Raw genomic sequence first — 24,761 nt, forward strand, 5'->3', positions numbered from 1 at the left:
GGTACGAATGCGCAGGAAGCTGGCTTCCGGCTCGAAGTGGATATCCGAGGACTCGCGCTTGACGGCGTCGGTGAGGATCGAGTCGATCAGCCGAACAACCGGCTGGCTGTACTCATCGGCCGATGATTGCAGTCCACGGAAGTCGATCTCGCCGGTCTCGATCTCGTGCAGGATGCCGTCGATCGACAACTCGTGACCGTAGTACTGGTCGATGGCGCGGTCGATTTCGGTTTCGCCGGCGAGCAGGGTTTCGATTTCGATGTCGTCGCTGGCCAGCGCACGTATTCTGTCCAGCGCGACGATGTCGTTGCTGTCGGCAATGGCGACCGTCAACCGCAGGTTTTCAGCGTCGTAGTCGAGCGGCAGCAGGTGGTGGCGTTTGGCAAGATCGCGCGGAACGAATTTCAGCGCCGATGGGTCGATGATCGCATTCGAGAGATCGACGCTCTGCTTGCCCAGACTTTCCGAAAGCGCGTCGCGTAGCGTCGCCTCGGAGACGAAGCCGAGTGATACCAGGAGCTTGCCGATCGGCCGGTTGGACTTCATCTGCTCGAGCAGGGCGATACGCAGCTGGTCCTCGCTGAGAATGCCCTTGCCGAGCAGGATCTGGCCTAGCGGCCGGGAATGGACGGGAGTGGCTGCAGCGTTCATGAGGGCTTGGACCGGCACTTCAGCAGCAGCGATGGTCGCAGACGATCACGTTCATCGTTGCAGTTCAAGGATGCGCTGCTCTGCGGCATTCTTGTCAAAGGCGCTGGGTGAGGTTTCGGCAGCGCTCAAGGCCATCTGATAGTACTGCGCTGCGAGCTTCTTCTGGCGCAGGTGGTCGAGACTGACGGCGACGTTGAAGAGATGGTCGGCATTGCCCGGCTCCAGCGAATAAGCCTGGAAATAGGCCTGTTGGGCATCGCTCCAGCGGCTCTGCCCGGCGTAGAGGTTGCCGAGGGCGAAGAACAAGGCCGACGAGTCGGGCTGGCGGGCGATCAAGGTCTTCAGACGACTCTCGGATTGACTGGCGCCACTCTGCCCGCGCATGTTGATCAGCGCCGCCTGCGCAGTCATGTTGCCGGGATCGGATTCGAGAACTTGCAGAAACAGTCCCTGCGCCCGCTCAAGCTGGCCCTGCCGGTTGGCAATAGCTGCCAGGCCGAGCAGGGCATCGGCATTTCTGGGGTCGCCACGCAGGACCTGTTCGTAGCCCCGGCGCGCGTCGTCCAGACGGTCCGCAAGCCAGGCGTCGTAGGCTTTTTCAAGGGTCTGCGTCGCTTGTTTGCGGCCGGAACTGCGTTGGAAAACCTCCGCCGCCGCTGCGCGCGGAGCCATGCCGCCGTCTCTCGGTGCGCGCCCTGTGGACGAGGATGAGGAGGCGTCCGGTTTTCGCTGCGCCGGCGTTGATCGCTCGGGCGCTTCGCCGGCGGGCGTTGCCGCGGGCGGCTGTTCGCCGTGCCCTTCTGCAGCCGTCTGCAGTGTGCTGGCCGGTGAGTGCGCGAGCGGTGTTGCTTGCTGCTGCATTGCCGGGGTTGGTGGATACGCCGGCGGTCGCGCGGCGGACGTAGGTGCGACTAGCGCTGCGCCGGAAATGGACTGCAATTGCCACCAGAAATAGCCGCCGATGGCGATCGTCGCCACGCCGAGCAGGCCGAGAAAGAGCCATAACGAGGTGCGTGACCTGGGTGTCTGCTTGACGGCAAACAGGTTTCTCGCGGCTGTCCGCTCGTCCGCCTGCTGACTGTCGAAGGCGGCTGCCGAGCGTGCCGCCGTGGGTGCACGTCCTGTCGCTGCTGCCGACGGGCGTCGCGAAGCCAGATCGGCTTCGACTGCATCGAGGTCATCGGCAAGCGACGAGAACGTCTGTTCGTCGGATGGCGCTGGCGTTTCCAGCGGCAGGGGGTCGAGGCGCAGTTCCCCCGCCACCGTGGCCGTTGGCCGAGCGTTGGCGCTGGCCTTGCGTTTGGCTTCCTCGGCGCGCCGCAGCGCGTCCATCAGCAGACTCACTGCAGTGGCTCCGGAGGGCGTTCGGGGAGCGAGAACGGCCGATAGACCTGGTCGGTCTTGAAGAAATCCTTGCCCGGCAGGACGTCTCTGAAGCTGCTGAAGTCGCCATCGATCGAGGCATCCTTGATCACCGTCGGGCGGATCAGGACGACCAGTTCCGTCTTGGCAGACGAGTTGTTGCGAGTATTGAACACTTCCCCGATAAACGGAATGTCGCCGAGGCCTGGCAGGCGCCCGGCGCGGTTATCCAGGCGGTCTTCCATCAGCCCGCCAAGGACAGCAATGTCGCCGCTTTCGACACGCATGATCGACTCGATTTCGCGCATGCGAATCTGCGGCACGAGGTTCTTGATGTTGTTGGCAGCCAGGCTCGGGTTGGGATCCTGCTTCAGCTCGGCAATGCTGGAAATCGACGGGCGAACGTTCAAGGTGACCGTGCCGTTGTCGCTGATTTGTGGCGTCAGGCTCATGAAGAAACCGATCGACACCGACTGTGGCGTGGTCGTCGTGGTCACCGTGGCGTTAGTGTTGGTGTTGCCCGGAACGACGTCCTGCTTGACATTGAAGTAGACGAAATCCTCCGATACCTTGAGCGTTGCGGTCTGGTTGTTGAGCACGGTCAGTTTCGGGCTGGAGAGTACCTTGACGGTGCCGAAGGCGCGCAGCAGCTCCACGGTCGACAGGAGATTCAAGGGGTCGAGGTTGCGGTACTTGAGGACGTAGGGGGTGACCACACTACCGACGTTGGTCGTCAAGGCGGGTTTGGTCACGCTGTAGTCGCTACCACTGGTAAAACGACTCCACTCGATACCTTGCTGGTAGCCATCGCTGAGGCCAACCTCGATGATCGTCGCCTCGATCAGCACCTGGCGCCGGGCGCTGCCCATCACCCGATCGAGGAACTCCTGGACCCTTTCGTGTTGTCGAGACGTCGCTCTGACGTTGATCACCCCGGTTTCCGGATTGGCGATCACCGACGCCGCCTCGCGGAAAGTCATGCGCTTGACGACCGTGGCGCCGGCATTCTGCAAGGTCGCCGGGTTCGGGCTGCCGGCCAGGTTCTGTGCGAGTTGCGTCAGGCGAGCCGTAGTACCCGTTGCCGTCGCTGTTCCGCCGGTGCCGGTTGTGCTTTGCGATGCACTTTGCTCGGTCACCGTCTCGGTCGTTCCTTCCGGGAAAATCTTGTCGGTCTCATGTAGCAGGTCTTTCAGGTTCTTCTCGAGAGAAGACCAGAAACGGTTGTTCGATTTGTTCTCGATCTGAATTCGCGAGGTGTTGCCCGTTCCCGCAGCGCCGCCACTGCCGGTGGCCAGCGCGCTGGTCGAGATCTGCGTATTGGTCGACACGGTGCCGGTCACATCGCGAGAGATGTTGACGTAGTCGACCTTGTAGTTCTTGAGATAGGGAGTGTCGGGCATCACCGCCAGGTTCGGGCCATCGAGTTCGAAGCGCATATCGACCTGCTTGGAAATGCGCGTGAGCAACTGCGGAAGGGTCTGATCGATGGCGTTGAGGGTCACTTCTCCGACAATGCCGGGATGGATGTCGACGTTGAGTTTGGCATCGCGGGCCAGGGCAAAGAGCAGGTCATGAACCTGCACGTTGTTGACCACCACGCTGTAGGTTTCGGTCTTGGCAGCCGGCCGTGGCCTCGGTAGCGAGAGGCTCTGTTGCACCGGGGCGGGAATGGCGCCCGGCGTGCTGGGCGCGCTGTCTTTCTGCAGGTGAGCGGCTGCCGGCCCGCTGCTCAGCGTCGTTGGCGTACACGCGCCGAGGAGAAGGGCCAGAAGGATGGCGCCGAGAATTGGCAGAGGCACGCTCGAGCTTGCTCCGGTTAACAGTGGAGTTGATGATACCACGACAGAACTTCGATGCAAGTGCATGATTTTTATTGTGTTGTGACTATGTTTGTCGCTTCGTCCGAGGGGCTGGTCAGCGTAGTCTGCTGACCGATCGAACGTAGGGCTTGCTCGCCGGGCTGACCTCGGCAAGCTTGGCCAGCGCCGCGTTGGCCAGCTCGCGCGACGGGTAGTCGCCGTAAATGACGCCGAGCCGGTCTTTGCCGCTCAGATTCGAGCGATAGATCCGAAGCTGTCGAAGATCCAGCATCGTTGCATGCTTGTCAATGAAATCAAGTACTTCTTTCTCGCTGCTGGCATCGACAACGAGCAACTGAATGAAGAAATGGCTATCCGGAGTCTTTGCCAGCCAGGCCTTGCTTGCCGCGCTTCGCTCGGCCAGCGTCAGTGGCGGTTGCGCGTGCGGCGCCTCGGCAACTCCGACAGGCGCCGCCGCGAGCGCTGCGCCGGAAGGCGCCTCCGGTGGCGAAGTCGGCGCGACAGCTGTCGGCTCTACGGCCTGCTCCGCCGGCACGGCGAGCGGCGGAGTGGTAACGATCGCTGGCGCGAGAGGAATGCTGCCAAGGCTCTGCTTTCCGGCAGAGTAGGCCAGGAAGGCGATGGCACAGACGCCTGCTGCGGCCCCTGCCCAGGCCCAGCCGACGTTGAAACGGCGACCGAGGCGCCTGAATCCGGCATCGCCAATCGCGCTGCGCACCTGTCGTCGATCGACCTGATGCACGCCTTCGGAAAAGGCCGCGAGCAGCGCCTTGTCGGCAAGAATGTTGATGCGTCGACTGAGCCCTTCGGAGGCCTTGCTGATCAGCTCTATGGCCCCTTTGGTGAACGGATCCGGACCCCGATAACCGGCAGCGCGCAGGCGGAAGAGCAGGTAGACGGATACATCACTTTGGCGCAGCGGTTCCAGCCTGAAGTTTTGCGTGATGCGGTCATTGAGCTGGCGCATGTCTGCCTGCTGCAGGCGGAAATCGAGCTCGGGTTGACCAAAGAGGGCAATTTGCAGGAGTTTGTGACGATTGGACTCGAGGTTGGAAAGCAGGCGGATTTCTTCCAGAGCCTCTGGAGGCATGGCATGGGCCTCGTCGATCAGGGCCACCACCTGGCGCCCGCTGCCATAGATTTCCAGGAGACGTTCCTGCAGTGAGCGAAGGAGCAGATGGCTGCGCCCTTCCGCTGGCGGGATGCCAAGCTCGTCGGCGATGGCGAAGAGGATTTCTTCGCGCGAGAGCATCGGATTGGCCAGATAGATCGTCTCGACGTTGTCCGGCAGCTTCTCGAGCAACATCCGACAGAGCATGGTCTTGCCGCTACCGACCTCGCCGCTGACCTTGACGATCCCCTCATCGTGCGTAATCGCGTAGATCAGCGCCTCGAGCGTCGCGCCGCGCTTGCCGCCAGAGAAAAAGAACTCGGTATGTGGCGTGATGCGAAAGGGGGGTTGATGCAGACCGAAATGCTCAAGATACATCAGAGTTCCCGCGCCGACGATTCCATGCGGTTGTAGAGTGTCGTGCGATGGATGCCGAGCAGGCGCGCGGCCTGGCTGACATTGCCATGCGCGAGCTTCAGCGCGGCCTCGATATAGCCGCGCTCGGTGGCGTTGAGCAGCCCATCGAGGCTGAACGGTTCGCGTTGCCGCAAACGCTGTGTTGCCGCCGCGACGATGGCCTCGCCAGCGGCCTCATCGCTGCCCGGAGCGATGTTGGCCGAAGCGGCCAGCGGCTCGTCGGGGACGTCAAGCTCGGCTTCCAGCGCGGCGACGTCGACGATCTGCCCCGACTGCTTGCTGACCAAACGAATGACGATATTGCGCAATTCGCGGACGTTGCCTGGAAAAGCGTAGTCGAGCCAAAGAAGTCTTGCCTCGGCAGAGAGCGTGAATGGCAGCTGCCGCGTCTGTGCCGCGTACAGTTGCCGGAAGTGCTCGAGCAGGAGCAGCTTGTCGTCGCCCATCTCGCGTAAGGGCGGAGCAACGATCGCGCACACCGACAGGCGGTGATAAAGATCGGCCCGAAAATTGCCGGCGCGCACCTCCTTGCGCAGGTCGCGGTTGGTGGCGGCAATGATACGTGCCTGGCTGAAGCGCTGCTGGGTTTCGCCGACCCGCTGATACTCGCCGTTTTCGAGTACCCGCAGCAGCTTGGCCTGGAGTTCGAGGGCCAGTTCGCCGATCTCGTCAAGGAACAGCGTGCCGTCGGTCGCGTCTTCAAAGTAGCCCGCCTTGGTGGCGACTGCGCCGGTAAACGCGCCGCGAGCGTAGCCAAAGAGCGTCGCTTCAACCAGGTTTGGCGAGATGGCAGCGCAATTCAGCGCCAGAAACGGTTTCTCGCGGCGGTGAGTATCGTAGTGCAGACAGGCAGAGGCGATTATCTCCTTGCCGCTGCCCGACTCGCCTTCGATCAGCACCGCGAAAGGCAGGTCGGCATACTGGCGCAGCTGCACGCGCAGCTTCTCGATGGCCGGGCTGTGCCCGATCAGCGGGGAGGCGTCCTCGCCCTGGCGTCTTGCGTCGAGGGCGCGAAAGGCCAGGGCGCCCTGGAGAACCTGCTGCAGGTCGCCGGGGTTGCACGGCTTGGCCACGAAATCAGCAGCGCCGAGCGTACGTGCGTGGCGAGCATTGCCGTCCTCGCTTTGCCCGGAGAGAACGACGATGCGGATCTCGGGAGCGATCTTGAGCAGGTCCGTTATCAGCGCAAAGCCCTCGTCCGGACGATGCGGCACCGGCGGCAGGCCGAGATCGACCAGGGCCAGCTCCGGCGGTCTGCGCAACTGGCGAAGCAGCTGCAGGCAATGCGGACGAGAATGGCTGGTGACCACTGCGAAGAGCGAACTCAGCGAAAAACTCAAGGTGTCGCAGATCAGCGGGTCGTCGTCAACGATCAGCAGTAGGGGTTTTTCGGGCAGGAAGATTTCCGTCATGGGAAAGTGAAAGAGCGGGCGGTCGTTTCGGGATAGCCTAACACGTCATTGTTCCACCATTGCACCGGGCGCCAAGCAATTCACGCGGCCTCCTCTGGCTATCCGTTATAATCGGCTTTTTTTCGTCTCAGGATGCAGAAGTGTCTGACGATAATCTTGTCGAGATCAAGGATCTTGATTTCGCCTACGACGATCGACCGATCCTCAAGGGCATCAGCATGCAGATCCCGCGCGGGAAGGTCGTCGCCATCATGGGTGGTTCGGGTTGCGGCAAGACGACCCTGCTCCGGCTGATCGGCGGCCAGCTCAAGCCCAGTCGCGGCGACGTCCTTGTCGACGGTCGGTCGGTACCCGAGTTGCGCGCCGATGAACTCTACGCCCTGCGCCGGCGCATGGGGATGCTGTTTCAGTTCGGTGCCCTATTCACCGATATCTCGGTGTTCGACAACGTCGCCTATCAGATGCGCGAGCACACCGACCTGCCCGAAGATCTGATTCGCGACATGGTGCTGCTCAAGCTCAATGCCGTCGGCTTGCGCGGCGCCAGCCGGCTGATGCCCGCTGAACTCTCTGGCGGCATGGCCAGGCGGGTGGCGCTGGCACGGGCGATTGCCCTTGATCCGATGCTGATCATGTACGATGAACCCTTTGCCGGTCTCGATCCGATCTCGCTCGGAGTCATCGGACAACTGATTCGCAAGCTCAACGATGCGCTTGGCGCGACATCGATCATGGTCACCCACGACATTCAGGAATCCCTGCAGATCGTCGATTACATCTACTTCATGTCGGACGGAAAAGTGGTCGCCCTGGGTACGCCCGACGAAATCCGCGCTTCGCAACACCCCTTTGTTCACCAGTTCGTTTTCGCGCAGGCGGACGGACCGGTTCCCTTCCACTATCCGGCAGAGCCGCTCGATCGCGAACTGCTGGCGAAAGACGCGTATGAGCAATCCTAGGCAGAACAGTCGCGCTTCGGTGCTCTCGGGAGTCACCCGCCTGGGACACCGCGTCAACGACGCGCTGCAGCGACTCGGCTTCGCTGCGCGCTTTTTTGTCATGCTCCTGCTGCTCTCCGGGCAATCATTCCGGCGCCTGCACCTGACCATCCGGGAACTCTACTTTTCCGGCTTCCAGTCGCTGCTGATCATCATGGTTTCGGGGCTGTTCATCGGCATGGTGCTGGGCATGCAGGGCTACGAGACCCTGCAACGCTACGGTTCGGCCGAGGCGCTCGGGGTCCTCGTGGCGCTGTCGCTGGTGCGCGAACTTGGCCCGGTCGTCGCCGCCCTGCTTTTCGCTTCGCGCGCCGGTTCTTCGATCACCGCCGAGATCGGCCTGATGAAGGCCACCGAGCAGCTGACCGCGATGGACATGATGGCCGTGAATCCGATTGCCCGCGTCGTGGCGCCGCGTTTCTGGGGCGGGGTCATCTCGATGCCCTTGCTGGCCGCCCTGTTCTCGACGGCCGGTGTCTTTGGTGGCTACCTGATCGGGGTCGTCTTCATTGGCGTCGATGAAGGTGCCTTCTGGTCGCAGATGCAGGCTTCGGTCGATTTCCGCTATGACATCTGGAGCGGCATCATCAAGAGCTTCGTCTTCGGTGTCGCCGTTTCGTTGATCGCAGTCTTCGAGGGCTACGATGCCGTACCGACCGCAGAAGGTGTTTCCAGTTCGATCAAGAGCACCGTCGTCCAGTCGGCACTGGCAATCCTGGCCCTCGACTTCGTACTAACCTCGTTCATGTTCCGGGAGGCTTGATGAGTCGCAAGTTGCTCGACCTGTGGGTCGGAATTTTTGTTGCCGTGGGGCTGGCTGGCATGCTCTTTCTGGCGCTCAAGGTCGGCAATCTGTCGGCCGGAAATTTCGCCGAAACGTACCCGGTGACGGCCAAGTTTGCTAACATCGGCGGCCTGAAAGTCAGGGCGCCGGTCAAGAGCGCCGGTGTCGTCGTTGGGCGGGTGGTCGACATCCATTTCGATCCCAGTGAGTACGAAGCGGTGGTGACGTTCAATATTGACGAGCGTTATCGCTTTCCGAAAGATACGTTTGCCTTGATCCTGACCGCGGGCCTGCTCGGTGAGCAGTACGTCGGGCTTGACCCGGGCGGTGACGAAAAAATGCTCGCCGCGAACGATGTCATCTCGAAAACACAGTCGGCGGTAGTTCTGGAAAGCCTGATCAGTCAGTTCATGTTCAGCAAGGCTTCAGAAGCTCCGAGCGAATAGCAGATAGAAAGGAAGATCGTGAAACCACAGCTTTCAAGGCGTCTATCGGCGTACGTCTGTGCAACGGCCATCACCGTCGCCAGTGGCTGCGCAAGTACGAACAATGATCCGGCAGACCCCTTCGAGGGCTTCAACCGCGCCATGTTCGCCGTCAACGAAGGCCTCGACACGGTGGCCATCAAACCGGTTGCGCAAGGTTACGACGCGGTGACTCCGCTGCCGGTGAAAGTCGGCGTGGGCAACTTTTTCGGTAACATCTGGGACTCGTGGACAGCGATCAATAATCTTCTGCAGGGCAAGGGAGGCGACGCTCTTTCGGACGTCGGCCGGGTGCTGATCAACAGCACCATCGGCATTGGTGGCGTCTTCGACGTGGCCAGCGAAATGGGTCTAACCAAGCACTCGGAGGAGTTCGGCCAGACGCTCGGCAAGTGGGGGGTCCCGGACGGGCCTTACTTCTACTGGCCGCTCATCGGCCCGCGCACCACTCGCGATACCTTCGGCTGGATGGTCGACACCTATTACGATCCGGTCTGGCGCGTGGACAACATACCCCTGCGCAACAGCCTGGTTGCCGTCCGTTACGTTGATTTGCGCGCCAGCGTCCTGCCCACCGACAAGGTGATCGAGGAGGCGGCGTTCGACAAGTACTCGTACATCAGGGATGCCTACCTGCAGCACCGGCGCAACGAGATCTTCGACGGCGACCCGCCACGCATTCCACTTGACTACTAATCGACCGCGCAGGCTGATGCCAACCCGCCTCGCGGGGTCGAATCCTCTATTGCACGGAAAGATGCCATGAAATATCTGCTTTCGTTGTTTTTCGCTTTGACTGTCCTGTCCGGCAGCGCGTGGGCGCAGCAAGGGTCGCCTGACGCACTGGTCCAGAAGGTCACCGATGACGTCCTGACCATCGTTCGCCAGGACAAGGACATTCAAAGCGGTGACACCAGAAAAGCGATCAAACTGGTCGAGACCAAGGTTCTGCCGTATTTCGATTTCCACCGCATGACTGCACTCGCCGTCGGACGCAACTGGAGCAAGGCGACGCCCGAGCAGAAAAAGCGCTTGGCGGAAGAGTTCAAGAAGCTGCTGGTACGCACCTACTCGAACGCGCTGACCTCGTACAAGGACCAGACCATCACCTATAGCCCGAGCAAGATCGACGCTGCCGAGACCGACGTGGTGGTCAAGACCGAGATCGTCCAGCCAGGTAGCAAGCCGGTGCAGCTCAGTTACGCGCTTGAGAAACAGGGCGACGGGTGGAAGGTTTACGATGTCATCGTCGCCGGTGTCAGCCTGGTCACCAACTACCGGGGCTCCTTTGCCCAGGAAGTGCGCAACAAGGGAATCGATGGCCTGATCCAGATGCTCAGCGAGCGCAACACGCAGCTGGAAACCAGCAACCCGTGATCGAGCAAGCGGAAGGCGGGCTGCGCGTCACTGCGCCGATGGTCATCGCCAACGCGCGCGCGCTGCATGAGGCCGGGCGTCGCGCCTTGAGCTCTGCCCAGCGCTCGGCGAGCGTGCTGCTTGATCTGGCCGGGGTTGCCGAGGTCGATTCGTCAGCTCTGGCGACTCTTTTTGCCTGGCAGCGCAAGGCAGCGGAGAGTGCCGTGCAGTTGCGCGTCGCCAATCCGCCAGCAAGCTTGATCAGCCTGGCAGCGCTGTACGGCGTCTCCGAACTGCTTCCCCTCGCCTGAACGGGCGAGTTGGCTTCGACGCCGTTCCCGATGCCATGAGCGTCGCTGTCGCCATTTCTCGGGTGGAAAAGCGCTTTGGTTCGCTGCGGGCGCTTGCCGGTGTTTCGCTGCAGATCGCCGAAGGTGAATTCTTCGGTCTGCTCGGCCCGAACGGTGCTGGCAAGACGACACTGATCTCGTGCCTCGCCGGTCTCGTCCGCCCCGACGCCGGCCAGCTGACGGTGATGGGCCACGACGTGGTCAGCGATTATCGCGAAGCCAGACGCCGGCTTGGGGTGGTGCCGCAGGAGCTGGTTTTTGACCCTTTCTTTTCGGTCCGTGAAACCTTGCGCATTCAGTCCGGCTACTTCGGCATTCGTCGCAATGACGACTGGATCGACGAGATTCTCGCCAACCTTGATCTGACCGCCAAGGCGGACACCAATATGCGCCGCTTGTCCGGCGGCATGAAGCGGCGCGTTCTCGTGGCGCAGGCGCTGGTGCACAGGCCGCCGGTGATCGTCCTTGACGAACCTACCGCCGGCGTCGACGTCGAGTTGCGTCAGGGTTTGTGGCAATTCATCCGGCGCCTCAATCAAGACGGCCACACGGTCATCCTGACCACGCACTATCTCGAGGAAGCCGAAGCCCTGTGCGCCCGGATCGCGATGCTCAAAGCGGGACGGGTGGTGGCCCTGGACACGACGCGCAACCTGCTCGCGCGCTTCTCAGGCCAGACGCTTAACCTCCGCCTGGCGGGGCCCGTGCAGCTGCCGCCCGTGCTGCGCATGCGCGCGAGCGAAAGCGGCGGCACCTGGACATTCCAGCTCGCCGGTCTCGACGAGCTGGAACCGTTACTCGCAGGCTTGCGTGTCGGCGGCTGCGTGATCGAAGAAATGCGCTTGACGCAACCCGACCTCGAGGACGTCTTTCTTGGCGTCATGCAAGGCTCTGCCGGCAAGGACGCGGCGCCGTGTTGAGCGGTTTTCGGACCCTGCTCTACAAGGAACTGCTGCGTTTCTGGAAAGTCAGCTTTCAGACCGTCGGCGCACCGGTACTGACGGCATTGCTCTACCTGCTCATCTTCTCGCACGTACTGGAGTCGCATGTGCAGGTCCATGGCGTGCCGTACGGAGCCTTTCTGATTCCCGGGCTGGTGATCATGTCGGCCCTGCAGAACGCCTTTGCCAACAGCTCGTCAAGCCTGATCCAGTCGAAAGTCACCGGCAGCGTCGTTTTCGTCCTTCTGCCGCCGATCTCCTACGTCGAGTTTTTCCTCGCCTATGTCGTTGCGGCGATGCTGCGCGGCGTGATGGTCGGGGTCGGGGTGCTGCTGGTGACCATGTGGCTGGCACCGCTGACTTTCGTTGCCCCGCACTGGATTCTCGTGTTCATCGTCCTCGGTGGCGGGATCATGGGAACGCTGGGGATGATCGCCGGCATCTGGGCCGACAAGTTCGACCAGCTGGCGGGTTTTCAGAACTTTCTGATCATGCCGCTGACCATGCTCTCCGGTGTCTTCTACTCGATTCATTCACTGCCCGAGTTCTGGCAGCTGGTTTCTCGTTTCAATCCCGTGTTCTATATGATCGACGGCTTTCGCTTCGGCTTTTTCGGCGTCTCCGACGTGGCTCCGGAAAACAGCCTGGTAGTGGTCACCGCAAGTCTCCTGCTGGTCTCGGCCGCGACGCTGGCGCTGCTCAGGAGCGGCTACAAACTGAGGTCCTGACTCATGATGCACCCTGAACAAGTCCAAGCCATCATCGCCGAAGGCATTGCCTGCGCACATCTGGAAGTTGCTGGCGATGGCCACCATTTCGAAGCACTGATCGTCAGCGCCGAGTTCATCGGCAAGAACCGTGTGCAACGACAGCAAGCGGTGAATGAAGTACTGCGTCAGCACTTCGACAGCGGCCAACTGCACGCCCTGTCGATGAAAACGCAAACGCCCGAAGAGTGGGGTGCAACGCGTGGATAAGCTGCTGATAGAGGGTGGCATCCCGCTTTCCGGCGAAATCGCCATCTCCGGCGCCAAGAACGCCGCCCTGCCGATTCTCTGCGCCAGCCTGCTTTCTTCCGAACCGCTGCATCTGACCAATGTTCCCCGGCTGAAAGACATCGCGACGATGTTGCGCCTGCTTGTACAGATGGGCGTGGACGTTGAAGACCTGGGTGACGATGGGCTGGTCCTGAATAGTTGCGGGCTCGACAACCCGCTTGCCCCTTACGACATGGTCAAGACCATGCGTGCGGCGATCCTGGTCCTCGGCCCGCTGGTCGCGCGCCATGGCGAGGCGCGGGTCTCCTTGCCCGGTGGCTGCGCAATAGGCGCGCGACCGGTCGAGCAGCACATCAAGGGGTTACAGGCAATGGGCGCGCAGCTGCGCGTCGAGCATGGTTACATCCATGCCACGGCCGGCGCAAAAGCCGGGCAGCGCGGTCTGGCCGGCGCACGGATTTTCACCGACATGGTCACCGTCACCGGGACCGAGAATCTGATGATGGCCGCGGTATTGGCCAAGGGTGAAACGGTCATCGAGAATGCGGCACGCGAACCCGAGGTCGTCGATCTGGCCAATTGCCTGGTCTCGATGGGCGCGCGGATTGCCGGAGCCGGCACCGACAAGATTCGCATTCAGGGCGTCGAACGTCTGCACGGTGCGACACACGCCATCATGGCCGACCGTATCGAGACTGGAACCTATCTGTGTGCTGCCGCAGCGACCGGCGGCCACGTCCGTCTGACCAATACCTCGGCGGCTTATCTCGATGCGGTGGTCGACAAGCTGTTCGACGCCGGCTGCGATGTGCTCAGCGAACGCACAGCGATCACCCTGCAGGCGCCGCCGCGACTCAAGGCCGTGAGCATCCGCACCTCGCCTTACCCGGCTTTTCCGACGGACATGCAGGCCCAGTTCATGGCCATCAACTGTGTCGCCGAAGGGTCGTCGGTGATCCGGGAGACGATCTTCGAGAACCGATTCATGCACGCCGTGGAGTTGATTCGCCTGGGTGCGGACATCAAGATCGATGCCAGCAACGCCATGGTTACCGGCGTCGACCATCTCGACGGGGCGACCGTCATGGCCACCGATCTGCGCGCCTCGGCCAGTCTGGTCATCGCCGGCCTGGTCGCGCAAGGCGAGACGCAGATCGAACGTATCTACCATCTTGACCGCGGCTACGAACGCATCGAGGAGAAACTCGGTCAGCTTGGCGCGCGCGTGCGACGGATCAGCTGAAAAAGCCAGCAGCAAGGCAGGGGAACGCGTTGCGCCAAAGCGGCCAGGGGCGCTGGCCACTATCACCAACTACCCAGGCCTTCAGCGAGCGGGTGACGGGCCTTCAATCAGCTGCAGGTCGTTGTCCTGAGCGAAATTCAGGACGAAGCGATAGGCCATGGGTTCCACTTCGTACAGGCGACCGTCGACGAAAACAGCCTTTTCACCTTTGTAGCTCCGCGGCCCGACGTACGGCGAATACTTCATTCGCTTCTCGGCGCCGAAAGCCGACAGAACTCCGCAGAGTCTCTCTGCCCAATCGCTTGGACGGAACTTCTTGCCGGCGGTAGTCAGCCCGACGATGGTGAACGAGGCGTGCGACGAAGTGGTCATATCTGGGTGAGATCGTAACAAGAGTAGCCGCGAATCATGCGCGGATCGTCGTTGAACGGCTGGAAAGGGCAGCGACGGCACGATTCTACCAGAAAGGCGTCTGCAAGGCGGCGCTTGCCGCTCGCGGCAGGCGCCGCGATACTCCGCGGAGGGAAAATACGGCTTGCACTGGAAATCTCGGGCGCCCGGCCCAGGCCTGTTGTTGCCGCGAGAGGTCCGCTTGGCCGAGGAGCGTCGCATGCAGATGGTGGGCGATAGTGGGATCGAACCACTGACTTCCACCGTGTGAAGGTGGCACTCTACCCCTGAGTTAATCGCCCAGCGTGTTGATTCGTGGATGGTCCGCGGCACGGAGGCCGGCTCAGCCGCGAGCCGCTGCGCATGAACCTCGTCCGATTTGCGCCGGGAGGAACGCACTTGCCTACCATAACCTGGCCATTCACCCTGTCCGACGCCGCCGCGTTCAGGCGCCAAGCCGACAGCAGGCGGGATTAGATCACAAGTCGATAGACGGGTCAATCGACCGTGCCGGCAACGCAGCAGCAGCGGTTGGTTGGGCGTCGGTACGGTCGTCGCAGCGGACGGCGGCCAGCGCAGGTCTCGTACACGCAAGCTCAGCCAGCCGTCCGGGGGCGCGCTGTCTACCGTCGCGCTCAGACCCGCGCCGATGCGGCAGGCACGTCGCGCCGTGTCGGGCCGACGTAGAGCTGGCGCGGACGGGCGATCTTGTATTCCGGATCGGCGCGCATCTCTTCCCACTGCGCCATCCAGCCGGCGGTGCGCGCCACGGCAACGATGCAGGCAAACATCGAAGCGGGCAGACCAAGCGCCTTCTGCAGGATCCCCGAGTAGAAATCGACGTTCGGATAGAGCTTGTTCTCGACGAAGTAAGGGTCTTCGAGGGCTATCCTGTCGAGTTCTATGGCCAACTTGAACAGGGGATCGTTTTCGAGACCGAGTTCTGTCAGCACTTCGGTGCACAGTCTGCGCATCAGCTTTGCACGCGGGTCGAAATTTCGGTAAACGTAGAGACCAAAGCCGGTGACCTTGGAACGGTCGCTCTCGATTCTCGAGCGGCTGATCATCGCCGCGACTTTCCGCACATCGCCGACTTCCTCGAGCATTGCCAGACAGGCTTCGCTGGCGCCGCCGTGCTCGCGACCCGACAGGCAAGCAATTGCGGCAGAAATACAGGCGAAGGGATTGGCCCCGGACGAGCCCGCCATGCGTACCGTCGAGGTTGAAGCGTCCTGAGCGTGGTCGGCGTGCAGGATCAGAAGTCGGTCGAATGCCCGCATCAGAACCGGGTTGAGTTTGAACTTCTCGGCCGGATTGGCAAACATCATGTACACGAAGTTGGCCGCGTAATCGAGGTCGGCGCGTGGGCTCATCGGCGGGTGACCCATGGTGTACTTGTAGGCCATGGCCGCCAACGTCGGCATCTTGGCAATGATCCGATGAATGGTAAGACTGCGCTGCTCGACATCGGAAAAGTCGGCAGCTTCGCGATGAAAGGCTGACAGCGCGCCGACCACCCCAACCATCACCGGCATGGTATGCGCGTCGCGGCGAAAGCCATGGTAGAAGTTCACCATCTGGTTATGTACGGGAGTGTGCTTCGTGATCGTCGCCGCAAAGCCTGCTTTCTGCTCGGCATTCGGCAGTTCGCCGTTCTTCAGCAGATAAGCAACTTCAAGGAAGTCGCAGTGCTCGGTGAGTTGCTCGATCGGGTAGCCGCGATAAAGCAGCTCACCCTTCGCGCCGTCAACGTAGGTAATACTCGACTTGCAGCTGGCCGTCGACTCGAAGCCGGAGTCGTACCCGAAACGATCGGTTTTGCCGCCGAGTGCACGAATATCTACACACTCGTTGCCGTGCGTTGGCGTCAGAATCGGAAAGTGCACCGGAGCTTCTCCGGTAATGGTCAAAGTCGCCCTATGTTCGCTGCTCATCACTCAATTCCCCTTCAGATACTCGACATCACGACGTGCAGGTGGAAGACGGGACCGTGGTCACGCTCTCGGTTGATGCTTGCCAAGGCCCACGGCCTCGGCACCTTCACCTGCGCTCACTTGGAACATTTTCCGCCCCTGGCGTGGCGATCGGCAATCAGACGACTTGGCCGGACGACGGTCTTGGCCAGCAAGTGTACCGCAGTTCCGGCCAGAAAGCCCTCGCCGGCCCCCCGCAGATGTCGCCTGACGCTGCGCCCGGCCGCGTGGCCATCGTGCGCACGAGCTGGCTGGCTCACTGCCTCCCCAGGTCGCTGATCAGGCGTTGAAATTCTGCGTTGCTGAGCAGCAACTCGCGACCCGCCGCGATGAGTTCATCGACCTGCTCTCCCTTCAAAGCAAAGCTCGTTGGGATCTGGTTCAGAAAGCGTCTTCGCTCCGCTTGTTTAATGCTCTTGAAATCAATTTCGACGAAATACGATTCGACCGTTTGCTCCGGCGTTGATAGGTCTGCCGCCCAACGCTCGATGCTGCTGCGCAGCAGTGCCATCGTTGCGGCGTTGGTGCGATGAAGCTGGATGTCAGTCACCAGATTGACCGTGTCGGCCATCGACGGAGCTGCGCTGCTCAGTTCCATTCCGTATTGCGGGGAGGTGGAGGCGTTCACCGAAATGACAACGAAACGGCGTGGCGGAGCGCCACCAAGCGAGTCGAGCAAATTGGTTGCGCCGCCAGCCAACTCGATCATCTCGTAGATGGCCAGCAGCCCCAGGTTGTCGGTAATGCCGCCGTCGACCAGGTGAATATAGCGGCGCTGGTCCTTGAGCGTGTAGCTGTTCAGTCCGTCGACCACCTGCGACAGCTGCGCCGAGCTGCTTGCCCGGTGTTGCAAGCCGCTGAGAACGCTCTGCGCGCGATCGGTACAGCCTTGGCGATTCTCGAGCACGAGCGGATGGAAGAGAACCGGCACCGCCGATGACGCGGTGACCGCACTGGCAATCGGGAACGACGAAAGGTCCGAGCACAGCAGGTCGAAGTAATCCTGCAGGAAGGAAAAGCGCACTCCGCGACCGAGGTCGGTGGCATTGATCACGATCAGCGGTCCGCCCCGGCTCTGCAGATCAGCAAAGGTTGCGCCCTTGAAGACGTTGCCATCGTAATAATTGGCTGCCATTTCGGTACGCCCACGTTGGGAGAGCAGCAGCGCTGGATCCAGGAGTCCTTGCATCAGTTCAATGGAGATGTTGCGGCGCAGGAAGTCGTGCTCGAAGTCCGTGAAAATCCGGTCACCGTACAAGCCTAGATAGGCGGCCGTGAAACTGCCACCCGAGACCGAGCTGATGATGTCGATCTTGTCCAGCAGTCGTTGGGAGCGGCCGTCGAGCGTGACGCGGGTATCGCGTAGCGCTTGCAGAACGCCATACGCCAGCGCGGCAGCGCGCGTGCCGCCGCCTGAGAACGCCAGGATCATTGTCGCGTCGTCGGAACGAGCGGAATGCACCGCTTGCGTCATCGAGTATCTTGCAGACGGCCCGACCTCGGCGATGGGTTCGTTGCTGATCTTGCCGTACGACACGCAGGCAGAAAGCAGCGGCAGCGCAAGCGCGAGCAAGCCTGAAAGACGCAGGGGGTAGAAAAAGGAATTGGCCATTTGATCCTTTTCAGCGGGTGGTGAATCAGCGAGCCGGCGGCGCTACAGGGTTCGCCACCGTTACTCGACATGCCGCGGCCTTTGCCACGCGGTTCTGCGGCGACGGCCAGCGGCGCGCCTCACCACCACCGTCGCTTGCGCTAGAGGGTCTTGAGAAATTCTAGCAGGGCTTGCTTGTCCGGCGCGGCCAGTTCGGTGCCGTAGCGGTGGCCGCCGTTGGCGTTGCCGCGCAGGCGGGTGTCGAAACGAAAGCCGTTCGCTTGCGCCGCGTCACCACTGGCGACGAATCCCACCTTCACCGTGTCGAGCACGTCGTAGCCCCGATAGAATACGCTCGGGCGCTGCGCCGGCGGCGCCAAGAGATCGTGCAGCGTGGGCACCGAACCGTTGTGCAGGTAGGGCGCAAGCAACCATATTCCCACCAGCGGGCGCGCCACATAGCCTTGTGCACCTTGCAGTTCGGCGTTGCCCATGCCAAGCGTCGCGGTCACACGATTCATGCGCCGGGCGTCCCCGGCCTGGAAAGTCAGCACGTGTTCGGGATCGGTGCCGACTTCCGCGACCGGGATTGCCTGTCCGGTGCGTTCGCCGTCGCTGCCGTGACAGCCGGCGCACTGGCTGGCGAACAGCTCGCCGCCGCGTGCGGTCAACGCGGGGTCGGTCGGGGCCGGGAACGGTGGTGGCGCGAGAGCGCTCAGAAAGCTTTCGAGCCAGCGATTGCGGGCGTCAAATCCTCCCCAGGGCAGGGCACCGGTGCCGAGCGTGGAACTGGCGATCACGGCGGCGACGCTACGCGCCTCGCCGCCGGAGTGAAGGAGATGTCCGCTGCGTTCGCCGAGCCGCCACAGAGCGGGGAAATCGGTATTGCCGACGGTGTCGTCCCAGGGGGCTTGGGTGAGGACGAATTTCGGCAGGTTGAAAGCGTCGTCGCGTCCCGGTCCCCAGGCAGGTTTTTCTTCCGTCCAGGCGAGCTGATCGCCGGCGATGCGCAGCGCCAGGCGCGTCAGCGGGATCCACAGCGCTGCGTAGATTGCCCTTTCGCTCCAGTCCAGCGTCGATTGCCGTTCAATAATCGGCAACATTCCGGAGGCAGTGAAGCGCGGGTCGTGCGCAGCGGCAAACAGGAAGCGCAGCAAACCCTGAACGTTGACCGTGTGTCCGGGGCCGCCGTGAGCGTGGCGCGGCGCCTCATCCGGGGTGAGGCGATAGGTCGTCGTGTGGCATAGCGCGCAGTTGATGGTGACGCGCTCTACGCCCAGGCGCTTGATGGAGAAGCCGATCGGCAGGGGGTGGTCGGCTTCTGCGGCGAGTCCGAAGGCTTCGTAAGCCGCGCCCCCGGATTGGTCGGCGCCCGGTCCCAGGCTGGCGTGGCGTTCGAGCAGATCGGGGAAGACCTGCGGCAAGGCGCGAAAGATCGGATAGGGAATGCCGGCGACCAGTTCAGCGCCCAGTGAGCCGTATTTGAAGCGATCGAGCTCGTTCGCGAAGTCCTGCTTGCCGCCGCGGAACAACTGCCAGCCGACGAAGACGAGGAGCAGGGCAAGTGCGGAAAACAGATAGTGCTTCGGCTTCCCTCGACTCATGTTTCGTCCTCATGGCAATTTCTGTTGTTGGCGCCCGGCAGCTTCCTGGCGGCGTAAGCGGCTCCCGTAACTCCCTGGAACGGTGATCGGCACCCGGCCCGGGGAAGAGTACTGCGCTGCGGCGAACATGCCAAACCGAGGCGCGAATACCGCCGGCGGATCGCCGACGTAGAAGTTGAAGGGCAGCGAGATCGCCGTCAAGCGATCACCCGCGCGCAACACCGTTTGTACAGCGAAATGAAGATGTGGTCCGGATGAATAGCCCGTAGAGCCGGACAGGCCGATCTGCATTCCGGCCTTGACCCGCTGTCCCGGGTAAACGCTTACCCCACCATGGGCCAGGTGCGCGTAGAGGGCGATGGTCCCGTCGCTGTGCTGTATGCGCACTGCGTTGGCCCTGCTGATCAGGTCAGGGTGCCGTCCACCATAGCTCTGCCTGGCCTCGGTGTAGACCACTATCCCATCGCGCGCAGCGAGCACGGGCGTGCGCTCGGGCATGCCGATATCGACCGCGTACTCGCTGTCGGGTGTGCCGTGCGTGCTCAGCGGGCCGCCGGGCGCCTGGCCAATGTGGAAGGCGAGTCCGTTCGGGTAGGGCAGGCGATAGATCGCGCCGGCGCTCTGCCGGGCATGGTAATCGCCGAGCAGCCACGAACTTTCCGTGCGAAAACTGTAACCCTCCCCGCTCACCGCTGGTCGAATGCGCGCCAGGGAGACGCTTCCACTCTCCGGGGGAAGCACTACGAAAAGCGGGAATGGGCGATCGGTGGCGGCATGGCGCGAATTGGCGAGAGAAACCTTGAGCGAGACAGCTGCCGGGCCGTTGTTGCGGGCGACGATACGGTGGCCATTGCCTTCCTTCCTCGTCTCGAGGGCAAGGGGGTAGTTCTCCTGAGCGGAGATCGGGTGCCGGCTGCAGAATACGGCCAGGAAGATGAGCAGGATTCTTTTCAACGCGACATCCCCGGAAATCCTCGTCGACGCCGATGATAGCGCAGCCATCGGTAGCTGCCGCCTGCCGCTGTCGCAGGCCGGACCAGAAACGCTCACCGTGCCGACGAATGCTCGCCTATCGGCAAGCGCCAAGTATTTCGTGCCTCTGCAATAGCAATTGACCGGGATTGATTGGGCCAAATATACTTTCGCGCTTGCCAGGCTACTCTTTCGGTGCCCCCGTGCGCGCACCTGGGCAACGACCATAGCAGGAGGATCAACCGCATGAGAGTCTTTCAGATCCAGGACGACTGGGGCATGGAGCACTTGCAGATGTCTACCCGTCCTGATCCACGGCCTGGTCCGGGACAGGTCCTGCTGCGCACCAAAGCGGCGTCGTTGAACTACCGCGACCTAGTCGTTCCGAATCGCGGCTACGGCGCTTTCACCGGCGTGCTGCCGCTGATTCCTGTTTCCGACGGTGTTGGAGAAGTGCTCGAGCTTGGTCCCGGGGTGAGTCGTGTGGCGGTTGGCGATCGCGTCTGCCCGTGCTTTCATCAAGGCTGGATCGCCGGCGCGCCTGACCTTGAGCGGCTGACGCGGACGCTTGGCGGCCCGGTCGACGGGATGATGGCCGATATGGTCTGCCTGCCTGAAGAGGGAATGGTCAAGGTGCCGGGGCATCTCAGCGACGAAGAGGCGGCGACACTGCCCTGCGCGGCGCTCACCGCCTGGAGCGCAATCGTCAGCCACGACGCCCTTGGTCCGGGGTCGCGGGTACTCGTGCAGGGGACCGGCGGGGTGGCGATTTTCGCCCTGCAGTTCGCGAAATTGCTCGGCGCCCACGTGACGGTGATCTCGTCGAGCGACGCCAAGCTAGAACGCGCTAAGGCGCTCGGCGCCGACGCCGGCATCAACTATACGACGACCCCCGAATGGGCAAAGCCGGCGCGCGCCCTCACTGCTGGCCGCGGTTTCGACCACATCGTCGAGCTCGGCGGCGAAAAAACCCTGCCGCAGTCGCTACGCTGCATCCGTCCGGGCGGGACCCTGTCGATGATTGGTGTGTTGTCCGGTTCGACTCTGGCCGCGCCGCTGGGACTGGTGGTCACCCGCTTGGTACGTTTGCAAGGCATCACGGTGGGTTCCCGCGATGCTTTCGAGGCGATGCTGCGCGCGATCGACCAGCATCGGCTGCAGCCGGTGGTCGATCGCGTCTTTGCTTTCGACGAACTCAAGGAGGCGATGGCCTACCTCAAGAGCGGCGCGCACTTCGGAAAGGTCTGCATCCGGCACTGAAGCGCCGCGAGTGGCCACTTCACGAATGGCGTGTGCGGCGCATGCCAGGAGCGCACTGCCGCCCTCCGCAGGCGCTTGCCGTCAGCCGGAAGCTGCGTCGCCGCGGGACACGCCGGCTTTGCGCTGCCGGAATTGCTGGCCGCAAGGCTTCAGCTACGGTAGTCTGACGTTGCGTCATCTTGCCGTTTGCTCGACCATGGTTCGGTGGGAATGCTTTTCGGCAGTAATACGCCGGTGAACTGCTGCTGCGATGCCTTGTGCACAGGCCATCGAACAAGCGGCAAAGACGGAGCCGCCTTTGATAAGATGCACGGCGACAATGTTGTCAGCGCAGTGCCATGCTGTCGCCTTGTCGATGCAGCGGCGAGCGCGTGTCTACCCGCAGACGGGTCGCGGGTGCTTCCGGTCGTCGTGGTTGCACAGGGGGTGGTGATGTTCAGAAAACTAGTCTTGCCGGTACGGAAACTACTGCACGGGACCTTGAGAAAGCTGTTCAACGTCCTCCCCAAGAAGAGGCGTTTCGCTGTCTATCGCAACTTCGTCGATTGCGATCCCGCGCCAAGTGAGCGGCTGGTGTTGAAGATCGCCGACACTCAGGAGGAACTCGAAGCCTGCTTTACCCTGCTGCACGATGCCTATGTCGGCAGTGGCTTCATGACCCCGGATCCCTCCGGAATGCGCGTCACCCTCTATCATGCCCTGCCGACGACGACGACTTTGTGCGCGAAGTATGATGGACAGGTGGTTGGCACGCTGTCCCTGATCCGGGAGAGCGTGCTGGGTTTTCCGCTGCAGAGGATCTTCGACCTGACCGCAGTGCGCGAGAAGACCGGGAACATTGCCGAAGTTTCGGCGCTGGCCGTGCACCGGAAATTCCGCCGCACGGGTGGCAGTATCCTGTTTCCGCTGATGAAGTTCATGTACGAGTATTGCACGACCTTTTTCGATACCCGTCATCTCGTCATCGCCGTCAATCCCCGCCATATCGAGATGTACGAATCACTGTTGTTCTTCCGCCGCCTGACGCAGAACGTCGTCGAGAATTACGATTTCGTCAATGGCGCTCCCGCGGTCGGCGCGACGCTGGACCTTCGTGCGGCGCAGGAGATCTTCAGGAAGTACTACGGGAGCAAGCCGCCGAGGCGGAATCTGCACGCATTCTTTACGCAGGTCAATCTGCCCAATATCCGCCTTCCACAACGTCGTTTCTACACCACCAACGACCCCGTGCTGACGCCGGAATTGCTCGACCACTTCTTCAACGTGCGGACCAACGTCTTCGCTGAGCTCAGCGATCGAAAGAAATGCCTGTTGCACACGATCTACGATCTTCCCGCCTACAAGGCCGTGCTGCCCGCTGTCAAGGAACGCAGCGAGGACGAGAGGGAGCGCCAGCGCCATCGGCGCTTTTCGGTACGCTGCCCGGCGAAGTTCACCATTACGTCGCCAGACGGTGCCGAGAGCAAGATCGGCCTGGAAATCACCCAGCTTTCGCTCTCTGACTTCCAGGCACTCGCGCGGGTCCCGGTTCCGCTTGACGTCTGGGGTGAAGTCACGATTCAACTCGGCCCTGCCGAAACCTCGCAAATCAAGGTCGCGGCCACCAGGGTGTCGGACAGCGGTGTCTACGATTTTTTCCTCGGCGAACCGGATTTGATCTGGCGAAAATTTGTCAATGCCCTGTACAGCGGCAGTACCCACGCGGACCTCGAAAACGCGACGCGTTTCATGACCGATCGTTGACGCTGCGCCGTTCCCCGTTCCCCGCCGTTCGGCATTGCCCCTTCTGTATGCGCGTCACCCGCTGCTTGCGGCCGACGCGCCCGGTCATCTGCTGGCGGGCGATTATTCGGCTGCCCCGTCCGATGTCGCCGGCGACGCTGCCGAGCCCTGGCGGCGCTTTCTTGCCCCATTCCCGGTTGCCGCGTGCAGCCGCCGTCGATAGTACGCTGGCGCCATGCCGGTCCAGCGCACGAAGGCGCGGTAAAAAGCCGCGGCGTCGGCGAAGCCCAGTTCAGCGGCGATCTGGGCCAGCGCCTGCTTGCTTTTGGCCAGACGGTCGATGGCCAGGTCTCGCCGCAAGGCGTCCTTGGTGGCCTGAAAGCTGGACCCCTCGTCTTCGAGCCGACGATGCAGGGTGCGTGGCGATAGATGCAGTTGATGCGCGATGGCCGCCAGCGACGGTGAAGCGGGCAGTGCATCGCGCAGCGCGTTGCGCACGCGTAGCGCCATTTCGCGGTCGCGGCGGTAGAGGGTCGTCAGCTTGCCCGGCGCGCCGTCGAGGAAGGCCTGCAGGGTCGCTTCGTCGCGGCGGATCGGCCAGTCGAGCAGATTGGCGGCGAAGCTGGCGGTCAGCGTCGCAGCATCGAAAGTCGAGTCGGCAGTGAAGATCAGTGCGTAATCGTCGGCGTGTTGCGGGCGCGGGTAGGGAAAGGCCACCGAGTCAAGGACGATGCCGCGGCCGATCAACCAGGATAGCAGCCCGTGCAGCAGGCGCAGCAGCCATTCGAAGGCGAATACCCGTCCGATCAACAGGGGGCGAGTTTCGGCGATACACAGGCGGGCCTGCTCGTGGGTTCTTTCCAAACGGACGCTGAGGTCGGGAAGCACCAGGCGGAGAAAGCGGACACTGCGTTCGATGGCCTCGGACAGTGTCGGCGCGGTGATCGTGCTGCGGCAGAGGAACTCGAAGGCGCCGCAGCGCATGGGCTGCGAGAAAAGCCCGAAGCCTTCGTCGTCGAGTTGCTCGTTGATCAGGTTGTAGAGTGCGGCATAGCGGTCGACAGGAATGCGCGCGCTCGGCTCGTCGAGCAGTACCGGCGCAATATGGGCACGTTCGAGCAGCGGCGCCGTCGGGCAGCCCGCATGCCGCAGACCGGCCAGCATTCCCCGGACGAAGGCAATTGCCACCGTCGCGCGGCCGGCGGCGGACACGCGGGTCGTGGCGGCGCTTATTGGCAGGTGTCTGGCGGTCTTCTCAGCGTGGCGCATGGTCGTCTTGCAAGGCTGTGAATTGACAGCATATTTCAAGTTGGCGAAATTT

General features: G+C 62.3%; 23 protein-coding genes, 1 tRNA gene and 1 pseudogene. 13 read left to right on the forward strand and 12 right to left on the reverse strand.

Annotated features, from left to right (window positions below; all coding sequences use genetic code 11):
- The 5 genes and pseudogenes from QZ613_RS13800 to QZ613_RS13820 all read right to left on the reverse strand — a co-directional run.
- A pseudogene (locus QZ613_RS13800) lies at positions 1–651 on the reverse strand (secretion system protein E); the annotation flags it as partial.
- Between the two features lie 51 nt (positions 652–702).
- A complete protein-coding gene (locus QZ613_RS13805) occupies positions 703–1,995 on the reverse strand; it encodes a tetratricopeptide repeat protein (protein WP_291862759.1) in 1,293 nt (430 codons plus the stop codon).
- Complete coding sequence (gene mshL / locus QZ613_RS13810) at positions 1,992–3,812, reverse strand: pilus (MSHA type) biogenesis protein MshL (RefSeq protein WP_291862762.1); 1,821 nt, start codon at positions 3,810–3,812, stop codon at positions 1,992–1,994. The genes QZ613_RS13805 and mshL overlap by 4 nt, the downstream gene beginning before the upstream one ends.
- 115 nt (positions 3,813–3,927) lie before the next feature.
- Positions 3,928–5,322 (reverse strand): AAA family ATPase, encoded by a 1,395-nt coding sequence (locus tag QZ613_RS13815; RefSeq protein ID WP_043569658.1) that lies wholly within the window; start codon positions 5,320–5,322, stop codon positions 3,928–3,930.
- Positions 5,322–6,773, reverse strand: coding sequence for a sigma-54 dependent transcriptional regulator (locus QZ613_RS13820; RefSeq protein ID WP_291901942.1), 1,452 nt, complete (start codon positions 6,771–6,773; stop codon positions 5,322–5,324). Before QZ613_RS13820 ends, QZ613_RS13815 begins: the two co-directional genes overlap by 1 nt.
- Positions 6,774–6,913: 140 nt before the next feature.
- Between QZ613_RS13820 and QZ613_RS13825 the strand changes: the two genes are divergently transcribed.
- The 10 genes from QZ613_RS13825 to murA all read left to right on the forward strand — a co-directional run bounded on the left by QZ613_RS13825 (position 6,914) and on the right by murA (position 13,928).
- A complete protein-coding gene (locus QZ613_RS13825; protein ID WP_043569655.1) occupies positions 6,914–7,732 on the forward strand; it encodes an ABC transporter ATP-binding protein in 819 nt (272 codons plus the stop codon).
- Positions 7,719–8,534 (forward strand): lipid asymmetry maintenance ABC transporter permease subunit MlaE, encoded by an 816-nt coding sequence (mlaE, locus tag QZ613_RS13830; protein WP_043569652.1) that lies wholly within the window; start codon positions 7,719–7,721, stop codon positions 8,532–8,534. Before QZ613_RS13825 ends, mlaE begins: the two co-directional genes overlap by 14 nt.
- Entirely contained in the window at positions 8,534–9,001 is a 468-nt protein-coding gene (gene mlaD / locus QZ613_RS13835) for an outer membrane lipid asymmetry maintenance protein MlaD (RefSeq protein WP_043569650.1), read from the forward strand. The genes mlaE and mlaD overlap by 1 nt, the downstream gene beginning before the upstream one ends.
- 18 nt (positions 9,002–9,019) lie before the next feature.
- A complete protein-coding gene (locus tag QZ613_RS13840; RefSeq protein WP_043569648.1) occupies positions 9,020–9,736 on the forward strand; it encodes a VacJ family lipoprotein in 717 nt (238 codons plus the stop codon).
- A 66-nt stretch (positions 9,737–9,802) separates the two neighbouring features.
- The gene (locus QZ613_RS13845; RefSeq protein WP_291982882.1) at positions 9,803–10,417 is read left to right on the forward strand and encodes a phospholipid-binding protein MlaC; all 615 of its coding nucleotides are present in this window, start codon (positions 9,803–9,805) and stop codon (positions 10,415–10,417) included.
- Positions 10,414–10,707 carry an STAS domain-containing protein gene (locus QZ613_RS13850; protein ID WP_291862777.1) on the forward strand — a complete coding sequence of 98 codons (294 nt, stop codon included), beginning with the start codon at positions 10,414–10,416 and terminating at the stop codon, positions 10,705–10,707. Before QZ613_RS13845 ends, QZ613_RS13850 begins: the two co-directional genes overlap by 4 nt.
- Before the next feature lie 35 nt (positions 10,708–10,742).
- Positions 10,743–11,666, forward strand: a complete 924-nt coding sequence (locus QZ613_RS13855; protein WP_043569643.1) for an ABC transporter ATP-binding protein — start codon at positions 10,743–10,745, stop codon at positions 11,664–11,666.
- The gene (locus QZ613_RS13860) at positions 11,663–12,415 is read left to right on the forward strand and encodes an ABC transporter permease (RefSeq protein WP_291862783.1); all 753 of its coding nucleotides are present in this window, start codon (positions 11,663–11,665) and stop codon (positions 12,413–12,415) included. The genes QZ613_RS13855 and QZ613_RS13860 overlap by 4 nt, the downstream gene beginning before the upstream one ends.
- A 3-nt stretch (positions 12,416–12,418) precedes the next feature.
- Complete coding sequence (locus QZ613_RS13865) at positions 12,419–12,664, forward strand: BolA/IbaG family iron-sulfur metabolism protein (RefSeq protein WP_043569639.1); 246 nt, start codon at positions 12,419–12,421, stop codon at positions 12,662–12,664.
- Positions 12,657–13,928 (forward strand): UDP-N-acetylglucosamine 1-carboxyvinyltransferase, encoded by a 1,272-nt coding sequence (gene murA, locus QZ613_RS13870; protein ID WP_043569637.1) that lies wholly within the window; start codon positions 12,657–12,659, stop codon positions 13,926–13,928. The genes QZ613_RS13865 and murA overlap by 8 nt, the downstream gene beginning before the upstream one ends.
- Positions 13,929–14,009: 81 nt before the next feature.
- Here the strand turns inward: murA and QZ613_RS13875 are convergent, their stop codons facing one another.
- From QZ613_RS13875 to QZ613_RS13900, 6 genes are all read right to left on the reverse strand, one after another.
- Complete coding sequence (locus QZ613_RS13875; RefSeq protein ID WP_043569635.1) at positions 14,010–14,300, reverse strand: DUF3579 domain-containing protein; 291 nt, start codon at positions 14,298–14,300, stop codon at positions 14,010–14,012.
- A gap of 245 nt (positions 14,301–14,545) precedes the next feature.
- A tRNA-Val gene (locus tag QZ613_RS13880) sits at positions 14,546–14,620 on the reverse strand.
- Positions 14,621–14,953: 333 nt separating this feature from the next.
- Positions 14,954–16,252 (reverse strand): citrate synthase, encoded by a 1,299-nt coding sequence (gene gltA / locus QZ613_RS13885; RefSeq protein WP_043569633.1) that lies wholly within the window; start codon positions 16,250–16,252, stop codon positions 14,954–14,956.
- 295 nt (positions 16,253–16,547) lie between these two features.
- Complete coding sequence (locus QZ613_RS13890) at positions 16,548–17,903, reverse strand: patatin-like phospholipase family protein (protein ID WP_043569631.1); 1,356 nt, start codon at positions 17,901–17,903, stop codon at positions 16,548–16,550.
- A 140-nt stretch (positions 17,904–18,043) separates the two neighbouring features.
- On the reverse strand, positions 18,044–19,486 hold the full coding sequence (locus QZ613_RS13895) for a hypothetical protein (RefSeq protein WP_291982884.1): 1,443 nt from the start codon (positions 19,484–19,486) through the stop codon (positions 18,044–18,046).
- 9 nt (positions 19,487–19,495) lie between these two features.
- Positions 19,496–20,440, reverse strand: coding sequence for a M23 family metallopeptidase (locus QZ613_RS13900; protein ID WP_291862791.1), 945 nt, complete (start codon positions 20,438–20,440; stop codon positions 19,496–19,498).
- Here QZ613_RS13900 and QZ613_RS13905 point away from each other — a divergent pair.
- From QZ613_RS13905 to QZ613_RS13915, 3 genes are all read left to right on the forward strand, one after another.
- On the forward strand, positions 20,421–20,594 hold the full coding sequence (locus QZ613_RS13905; protein ID WP_291862795.1) for a hypothetical protein: 174 nt from the start codon (positions 20,421–20,423) through the stop codon (positions 20,592–20,594). The two genes, QZ613_RS13900 and QZ613_RS13905, sit on opposite strands and share 20 nt — an antisense overlap.
- 110 nt (positions 20,595–20,704) lie before the next feature.
- Entirely contained in the window at positions 20,705–21,718 is a 1,014-nt protein-coding gene (locus QZ613_RS13910) for an NAD(P)-dependent alcohol dehydrogenase (RefSeq protein WP_291982886.1), read from the forward strand.
- Between the two features lie 432 nt (positions 21,719–22,150).
- Entirely contained in the window at positions 22,151–23,461 is a 1,311-nt protein-coding gene (locus QZ613_RS13915) for a GNAT family N-acetyltransferase (protein WP_043569770.1), read from the forward strand.
- 102 nt (positions 23,462–23,563) lie between these two features.
- Here QZ613_RS13915 and QZ613_RS13920 read toward each other — a convergent pair whose 3' ends face one another.
- Positions 23,564–24,709: an AraC family transcriptional regulator gene (locus QZ613_RS13920; RefSeq protein WP_291862803.1), complete on the reverse strand. Its 1,146-nt coding sequence runs from the start codon at positions 24,707–24,709 to the stop codon at positions 23,564–23,566.
- Positions 24,710–24,761: the final 52 nt, after the last annotated feature.

Source organism: Candidatus Accumulibacter sp. ACC005 (assembly GCF_907163215.1).
GTDB classification, from domain to species: Bacteria; Pseudomonadota; Gammaproteobacteria; order Burkholderiales; family Rhodocyclaceae; genus Accumulibacter; species Accumulibacter regalis.